The organism is Desulfovibrio sp. X2 (genome assembly GCF_000422205.1).
Taxonomy (GTDB): domain Bacteria; phylum Desulfobacterota; class Desulfovibrionia; order Desulfovibrionales; family Desulfovibrionaceae; genus Alkalidesulfovibrio.
In genome coordinates this window covers 45341-52956 of sequence record NZ_ATHV01000033.1, presented here as the reverse complement: position 1 = coordinate 52956, position 7616 = coordinate 45341, and the positions used below count along the sequence as shown (strand labels likewise).

The window sequence follows — 7616 nt, the reverse complement described above, 5'->3', positions numbered from 1 at the left end:
AAAGGGTCCCCCTCTCTCCGGACCCCTCTCCTCCCCCAAAACTTCTTGGCGTGGGGTGAGGAGGTCTATGTCGATTCAGTCAAAGAATGCCGGGCAAACCGCGCGCGGCGGGCCGCACCGGGACGGCCGGTCAGAAAGCCTAGCAGAACTGGCCGAGGAAGCGCAGGTCGTTCTCGAAGAACATGCGCAGGTCGCCGATGCCGTACTTGAGCATGGCGATGCGCTCCACGCCCATGCCGAAGGCCCAGCCCACGTACTTCTCCGGGTCGTAGCCGACCGAGGCGAAGACGTTGGGGTCGACCATGCCGCAGCCGAGTATCTCGATCCAGCCCGTGCCCTTGCACACGCGGCAGGGGCTGCCCTTGCAGGAGCCCTCGCCCTTGCAGATGGAGCAGGTGATGTCCACCTCGGAGGAGGGCTCGGTGAAGGGGAAGAAGCTCGGGCGGAAGCGGGTGCGGGTGTCCTCGCCGAAAAGCTTGCGGCACATGTGCGCCAGCACGCCGCGCAGATCGCCCATGGAGGTGCGCGTGTCCACGAGCAGCCCCTCGATCTGGTGGAACATGGGCGTGTGCGTCAGGTCCGAGTCGCGGCGGTAGACCTTGCCCGGGGCGATGATCGCCACCGGCGGCTTCTTGGCCAGCATGGTGCGGACCTGCAGCGGCGAGGTGTGCGTGCGCAGGAGGATGGAGTCGGTGACGTACAGCGTGTCCTGCATGTCGCGGGCCGGATGGTCCGGCGGCATGTTCAGGGCCTCGAAGTTGTTCCAGTCGTTCTCCACCTCCGGACCGGCCACGACCTCGAAGCCCAGGCGCTGGAAGATGGTGGCGACCTCTTCCATGGCCAGGGTCACGGGATGCAGCGAGCCGGGGAGCGGCGCGCGGCCGGGCACAGTGGGGTCGAAATCGGCGTAGGCCGCGGCGGCGGCGGCGCGCTTGCGCGCCTGCTGCGCCTCGTCGAGGAGCTCGTTCAGGCGGGCCTTGGCCTCGTTGGCGGCCTTGCCCACCGCGGGCTTGTCCTCGCCGGGCAGGGAAGCCATGGCGGACATGGCCTGGGCCAGGCGGCCCTTGCGGCCCAGGAACTCGACGCGGGCGGCCTCGACCGCGTCAAGCGAAGACGCCTGGCCGAGGGCGCTTTCGCACTCCCCGACCAGGCGGTTCAACTCGTCCAGTATGCCGGTGACGGCGCTTTTGTCGGACGACATGGCGGCGCGGCCTTAGACCAGCTTGGCCTTGGCCAGCTTGGCCAGCTCGGCGAAGCTTTCCTTCTCGCGCACGGCCAGGTCGGCCAGGATCTTGCGGTTGATCTCGATGCCGGCCAGCGACAGGCCGTGGATCAGACGGCTGTAGGACAGGCCGTGCTCGCGGGCGCCCGCGTTGATGCGCTGGATCCACAGGGCGCGCATCTCGCGCTTCAGCGCCTTGCGGTCGCGGTAGGCGTAGGCCATGGCCCGCTCGACCGTCTCGCGGGCGATGCGGTACTGGTTCTTGCGGCCGCCGTAGTAGCCCTTGGCAAGGCTCAAATACTTCTTGTGCCGCTTGTGAGCGGCTACACCACGTTTCACACGCATCGTTTCTTCTCCTTAAGTAGGGTCCCGTCCGGGACCGATTCGTTCACCCGTCGGCGGCCATGCGCTTGCCGACGACGTGGCGTGCACCCCGAGGCCCGAGGGCCTACAAGTAGGGGCACATCTCCTTGACGGCGCGCTCGTTGGTCTTGTCCACCAGCGCCGCCTGACCGAGCAGCCGCTTCCGCTTGGCGCTCTTCTTCGTCAGGATGTGACGCAGGTTCTTGCGCCGCCTGACGATCTTCCCGCTGCCGGTCTTGCGGAAGCGCTTGGCCGCCGCGCGGTTGGTCTTGATCTTAGGCATGTCCTCACTCCTTATGTGTTCGCCCCCGGCATCACGCCGCGGGGCGGACTGAACTTTCTTGGGCCCGCCGCTCGGGCCGCCCGTCCGAACCTACTGCTCGGGCCTGTTGCCCGGGTCTACTGCCCGGGTCTACGGCCCGGGTCTACTGCTCGGGCTCGGCGGCCGGGGCCTGCGGGGCGGAGCCGCCCTTCTCTTCAGGCTTCTTCGGAATCGGCGCAAGCATGATGAACAGCGTGCGGCCCTCGGCGCGGGCCTCCTGCTCGACCTTGGCGATGTCGGCAGTGTCCTGCGCGACACGCGCGAGCACGGTCTCGCCGCGGTCCTTGTGCACGATCTCGCGTCCGCGGAAGAAGATCGTGGCCTTGCAGCGGTCGCCCTCCTCCAGGAAGCGCCGGATGTGCCGGAGCTTGGTCTGGTAGTCGTGCTCGTCGGTCTTCGGCCTGAACTTGATCTCCTTGATCTGGACCTGGGCCTGCTTCTTGCGCGCCGACTGCTGCTTTTTCTGCTGCTCGTACTTGTACTTGCCGTAATCCATGATGCGGCAGACCGGCGGATCGGCGTTGGGCGCGACCTCAACGAGGTCGAGGCCCTTTTCCTGGGCCAACGCCAACGCGTCTTCGATGGTCCTGACGCCGAGTTGTTCGCCGTCTTCGGTGATCAGACGGACTGAACGGACCCTGATCTGCCGGTTAACACGCGCCTGCAGCGAAGCTATAGCTCATCCCTCCGCGTTTGAACGGTTCGGCCGTATCGGCCAAAATCATCTCTGCCGCCTCGGCGATGGTCTTGAAGCCCAGGTTGTCGCCTCCGCGAGTGCGGACGTTGACTCCCCCGGCCTCGACCTCCTTGTCGCCGATGACCAGCATATACGGTATCTTTTCCAGCTGGGCTTCACGAACCTTGTAGCCCAGCTTCTCGTTTCTCAAGTCTGCCTCGACCCGTACGCCGCGGGCGCGAAGCGCGGCAAGCACGGAATGGGCGTGCTCCGCCTGGGCGTCGGTCACGGTCAGGATCTTGGCCTGCACCGGCGCGAGCCAGGTGGGAAACGCCCCTGCGACGTGCTCGATGAGCACGCCGATGAACCGCTCCAGGGACCCCAGGATGACCCGATGCAGCATGACCGGACGGTGCTTCTCACCGTCCTCCCCCACGTAGGTGAGGTCGAAGCGATCGGGCAGGGTGAAGTCGCACTGGATGGTCGCACACTGCCACCGGCGGTCTAAGGCATCTTTGATGACAATGTCAATCTTGGGCCCGTAGAACGCGCCGTCGCCCGCATTGATCTCGTAGGGGAAGCCTCCGGCCGAAAGCGCGTTCATGAGCGCATTGGTGGCGCGTTCCCAGTCCTCGTCCGAGCCGATGGACTTTTCCGGACGGGTGCTGATGCGCGCCTCGAACTCGAAGCCGAAGAGGTTCATCACGTCCTGCACGAAGTGCACGACGCCGAGGATCTCCTCCTGGAGCTGGTCCGGGCGGCAGAGGATGTGCGCGTCGTCCTGCGTGAACTGGCGCACGCGCAAAAGGCCGTGCAGCACGCCGGTGCGCTCGTGGCGATGGACTACGCCGAGCTCGAAGAAGCGCAGCGGCAGGTCGCGGTAGCTGCGCACGCGCGACTTGTATATGAGCATGTGCGAGAGGCAGTTCATGGGCTTGATGCCGTAGGCCTGCTCCTCGATCTCGGTGAAATACATGTTCTCGCGGTAGTTCGCGTAGTGGCCGGAGCGCTCCCAAAGCTCGCGCTTGAGGATCTGCGGGCCCTGCACGATGGCGTAGCCGCGCTTCAGATGCTCCTTGCGCTCGAAGTCCTCGAGGATGGTGCGCAGAAGGCCGCCGCGGGGGTGCCAGATGACCATGCCCGCGCCCGCCTCCTCGGAGAAGGAGAAGAGGTCGAGCTGGGTGCCCAGCTTGCGGTGGTCGCGGCGCTTGGCCTCCTCGATGCGCTCGAGGTGCTGCTTCAGCTCCTTGGGCGAGGCGAAGGCCGTGCCGTAGATGCGCTGCAGCATCTTCTTGTCCGAGTCGCCGCGCCAGTAGGCGCCGGCCACGGAGAGCAGCTTGAAGGCCTTGATGCGGCCTGCGCTCGGCACGTGGGGACCGCGGCAGAGGTCCACGAACCCGCCGTTGGTGTAGATGGAGAACTCGTCGCCGCCGAGGTCGTCCATTATCTCGAGCTTGTAGTCCTCGCCCTTGGCGGCGAAGAGCTTCTTCGCCTCGTCCTTCTTGACCACGCGGCAGGTGAAGGGCGCGTCCGCTCCGGCGAGACGCACCATCTCCTTCTCGATGGCCTCGAGGTCCTCGGGGGTGAAGGGACGCTCGTAGTCGAAATCATAGTAGAAGCCCGACTCGATGGCCGGGCCGATGGTCACCTTGGCTTCGGGGAAGAGCTTCTTCACCGCTTCGGCCATGAGGTGGGCCGCGGAATGGCGGATGACCTCGAGGCCTTCGGGATCACTCTCGAAGACAGGCGCGACGTCGGCGCACTCGGCGGGGAGGGCTGCCGAAACGTCGAAAAGACGGCCGCACGCGCGGACCGCCACCACTTCCTTCAACTTCTTCTTGGACAGGGCCTTGCCCAGGACCTCGGCCATGGGCTCTCCCGGGGCGGCTTCCACCGCCTGCCCGGCGATTGTGAGCTGCACCGTCGCGCTCCTTGCCTCACGAGTGAAAAAGGGAGGCTGAAGCCTCCCTTTCAGTAGTCTAGCTGGTAGGCACGAGGAGATTTGAACTCCTGACCCCTTGCGTGTCAAGCAAGTGCTCTCCCCCTGAGCTACGCGCCTACGTTCCCATCAAGGGAGGAGTCAGATAGCAGTCGGCCTGCCGGGTGTCAAGCGAAAGTCCGCTTTTTTTCTTCATCCGCTTCTGTGCCCGTTTTCGCGCCCAGGCGCGTTTCTTCCCCCCATGGACGCCGCCGACATCGTCCACAGGGACGAGCCCCGCACGCCGCAGGCGAATTCTTCCTGTCTTGCAATCGACATATTCCGACCTTATAGTCCGTTTGAACGGCAATTCAGATCTATATGGCACGCAAGCCGCCAGGAGGGCCATGCAGCAGCAACGCAACACCATCCGCAATCGCGTATCGCCGCTTCTGTTCCGCATCATTCATCCGATGCACGGCGACCTGCCCATATTCGTCCAGACTCATCGGAAGACATGCACGCGCCCGTGGCGCACCCCGCAAGAACGCCGCCCCATCGGAGCGAGGCTTCGTTGCGCCAGGCTGAGGGGACCGGGCCCGCGCATGCGCGCCGCGCGCGCCTTCCTCTGCGCGCCGCCGCCCACGGACCGGCCCCGCGTCGCCCCTGTCTGCCGCCTTCGCCCTGCCGCTCTCCTCCTTTTCCTTTGTCTCGCCCTCGTCGCCTGCACGGTCACGGCCCCGGCCCATGCCTCCCTGGTCGCGTCCCAGTCGTCCATCGTCCCGGGCTCGACGCCCGACGCTTCGGCAGATGCCCCGGCGGGCACCCCGGCGGGCACCTCGGCGGATGGCGCGGCGGGCGCAGGAGGCCTGAGATCCTCGCCCAGCGTGGACCTCGGCGTCGCCCGGGTGCGCGCCAGGATATCCGGCATGTCGGGGCTGCCGTCGCTGCCGGGCGCGGGCGCGCGCATCCCGGGCTCGGCCCGCAGGGCGCCCGTCCTGCCCACGACGACGCCCGGCCTGCCCGATCAGGCCGTGGTGGACATCATCCCGAGCGACACCTCCCTGACCCTCTCGGTCGGACGCCAGTCCATGGACCTCGGCCTCGGGCCGGACCTGCTCGCCGGGATTCTGCCGGACACGGCGAGCCTGGACGGCCTGCGCCTGCGCTCGCGCGCCTTCGGGCCGCTCACCATAAGCGGCCTGGCCGCGCGCATGGACGACGTGACGAACAGCGGGCTGCACCCGGAGACCGAGGCCCTGCTCTACGGCGGCGAGGCGAGGCTCGCCCCGCCCGACGTGCCCGCCACGCTCTCCTTCCTGTGGTACCGCCAGCGCCTGGGCGCCGACGCCGCGGGCAAGCTGCAGGCCCCGGGCGGCAGCGCCTCCAGCGGCATAGCGGCCAACACCTACGGCCTGTCCACGCGCCTGGCCCTGGACCGCGACGTGACCCTGGCCTCCAGCGCCCTGCTGCAGCGCGGCCGCGCGGACGACGAGGCCCTGTCGGCCTACGCCTTCGCCGCGGGCGTCGCCGTCACTCCGCCCCTCCCCCTCGTGGATTCCATGGAACTCGGCTTCGCCACCTTTTCGGGCGGGGACGACGACGGCGGCGAGATCACGGCCTTCCAGCCGCTCCTGGCGGGCGACTCGGCCGTGGGCGCCATGGACGGCTTCCTGGCCGCCTCGAACCTTTCGGTCCTGCGCTCGGCCGTGACCTTCCAGGGTCCCGGCAACCTCACGCTGACCACGGAGTTCATGCAGTACCTGGCGGCCGGCCAGGGCGACGTCTACGCCGCCGACGGCGCTGCCCTCGCCTCCCCGGACGACGGGCTGCTCGGCCGCGAGCTGCGCCTGAGCCTGGCCCTGCCCCTCGAGCAGGACCTCACCCTGGACGGCTCGGCCCGCGTCTTCGCGCCTGCGCCGGACCTGGCGGACGAGGTGGACATGGGCGACGCCCCGGGCGTCAGCCTGATGTTCGGCCTGCACATGAACATGTGAGGAAAAGGCGCGGCCAGGACGGCCGCGCCCGGTTCAAGCGGAGATCGGGACCGAAATCGGGGCGGAAGGGAGAGCGGGCAGGCTCAGCCGAGCCAGCCGCGCGCGGTCACGGCCAGCCAGTCCACCACCAGCGACGGATTGACCTTGGTGTCCAGCGACTGCTTGGCCTGGTCCAGGGCCAGGTCCAGGCGCCTGAGCCCCTCTCGGTCCAGCCGCGCGGCGAGGAGCCGCGCGCCCTCCTCGGCCGGAGCGCCCGCAAGGGCCTGGGCCAGGTCGCGCTGCACGAGCAGCACGAGGCGCTCGGCCACGGCCTTGCCGACCTTGCCTCGCCCCCCGGTCATCGCGAAGAGCCCCTTGCCCGAGGCCAGAAAGCCGTAGAACGCCCGCGCCAGCCCCGCCACGTCGCCCGCATCGCCCTCGCCCAGGTCCGCGGCCAGCTCCGTGCCCGGCGGCGGCCAGGCCAGGGTGGCCGTGAAGCTGCGCGAGACGAGGGTGGGCAGGATGCGCTCGCGCTGCGGCGTGGTGATCACGAAGACGTTGTAGGGTCCGGGCTCCTCGATGGATTTCAGCAGCAGGTTGGCGTGCGGGTCGAGCATGCCGTGCGCCTCGAAGAGCACGATGACCCGGCGTCCGCCCTCGCGCGGCGGCTCGCCCATGACCCGGCGCGCGGCCTTCAGCTCGTCCATGCAGTCGGCCCACGGCCCGGCCCTGAAATCGAAGAAGAAGAGGTCGCGGTGCGCGCGCTGCGCGAGCTGCACGCAGGCCGTGCAGGCGCCGCACGGGCCTTTCCCGCCCGCGCTGCTGCCCACGGCGCCGCCCGCCTCGCAGTTCACGGCCTGGGCCCAGTAGATGGCCATGGCCTCGCGCTCGGCCTCGGTGCCGCCCTCGAGCAGCAGGCTCGCCGGGGGATCGACGCTGAGCCGCGCCAGGCGCGCGGCCACCCGCGATTGGCGTTCGGGGATCGTCTCCATGCGCCGCATGTACACGACCCTGCCGCGGATTGCCAGACGCCGCGATGTCCCGGAACGAGGCGGCCCGCACTGGCTGTAGAGATTTGACCCAAGCCTGTAGAGAAATGACCCAGCGGCGCGTGGAAGGGCGGGTACGCTTTGCCGAGC

7 protein-coding genes and 1 tRNA gene are annotated in these 7616 nt (G+C 68.3%); 1 reads left to right on the top strand and 7 read right to left on the bottom strand.

Annotation, left to right across the window (positions count from 1 at the left end):
• Nucleotides 1-139 precede the first annotated feature (139 nt).
• The 6 genes from pheS to DSX2_RS11455 form a co-directional block, all read right to left on the bottom strand.
• Complete coding sequence (gene pheS / locus DSX2_RS11480) at nucleotides 140-1201, bottom strand: phenylalanine--tRNA ligase subunit alpha (RefSeq protein ID WP_020880799.1); 1062 nt, start codon at nucleotides 1199-1201, stop codon at nucleotides 140-142.
• A 12-nt stretch (nucleotides 1202-1213) separates the two neighbouring features.
• Nucleotides 1214-1567, bottom strand: a complete 354-nt coding sequence (gene rplT, locus DSX2_RS11475) for a 50S ribosomal protein L20 (protein ID WP_020880798.1) — start codon at nucleotides 1565-1567, stop codon at nucleotides 1214-1216.
• A gap of 103 nt (nucleotides 1568-1670) precedes the next feature.
• Nucleotides 1671-1868, bottom strand: a complete 198-nt coding sequence (gene rpmI, locus DSX2_RS11470) for a 50S ribosomal protein L35 (protein ID WP_020880797.1) — start codon at nucleotides 1866-1868, stop codon at nucleotides 1671-1673.
• Between the two features lie 142 nt (nucleotides 1869-2010).
• Nucleotides 2011-2583, bottom strand: coding sequence for a translation initiation factor IF-3 (gene infC, locus DSX2_RS11465; protein WP_052014769.1), 573 nt, complete (start codon nucleotides 2581-2583; stop codon nucleotides 2011-2013).
• Entirely contained in the window at nucleotides 2558-4504 is a 1947-nt protein-coding gene (gene thrS, locus DSX2_RS11460; RefSeq protein WP_020880795.1) for a threonine--tRNA ligase, read from the bottom strand. Before thrS ends, infC begins: the two co-directional genes overlap by 26 nt.
• Before the next feature lie 63 nt (nucleotides 4505-4567).
• Nucleotides 4568-4642: transfer RNA gene (locus DSX2_RS11455), tRNA-Val, on the bottom strand.
• Between the two features lie 788 nt (nucleotides 4643-5430).
• Between DSX2_RS11455 and DSX2_RS11445 the strand changes: the two genes are divergently transcribed.
• Entirely contained in the window at nucleotides 5431-6498 is a 1068-nt protein-coding gene (locus DSX2_RS11445) for a hypothetical protein (RefSeq protein ID WP_035042012.1), read from the top strand.
• A gap of 83 nt (nucleotides 6499-6581) precedes the next feature.
• On the opposite strand, the gene DSX2_RS11440 is transcribed toward DSX2_RS11445, so the two are convergent.
• A complete protein-coding gene (locus tag DSX2_RS11440) occupies nucleotides 6582-7478 on the bottom strand; it encodes a DNA polymerase III subunit delta (RefSeq protein WP_020880793.1) in 897 nt (298 codons plus the stop codon).
• Between the last annotated feature and the right edge of the window lie 138 nt (nucleotides 7479-7616).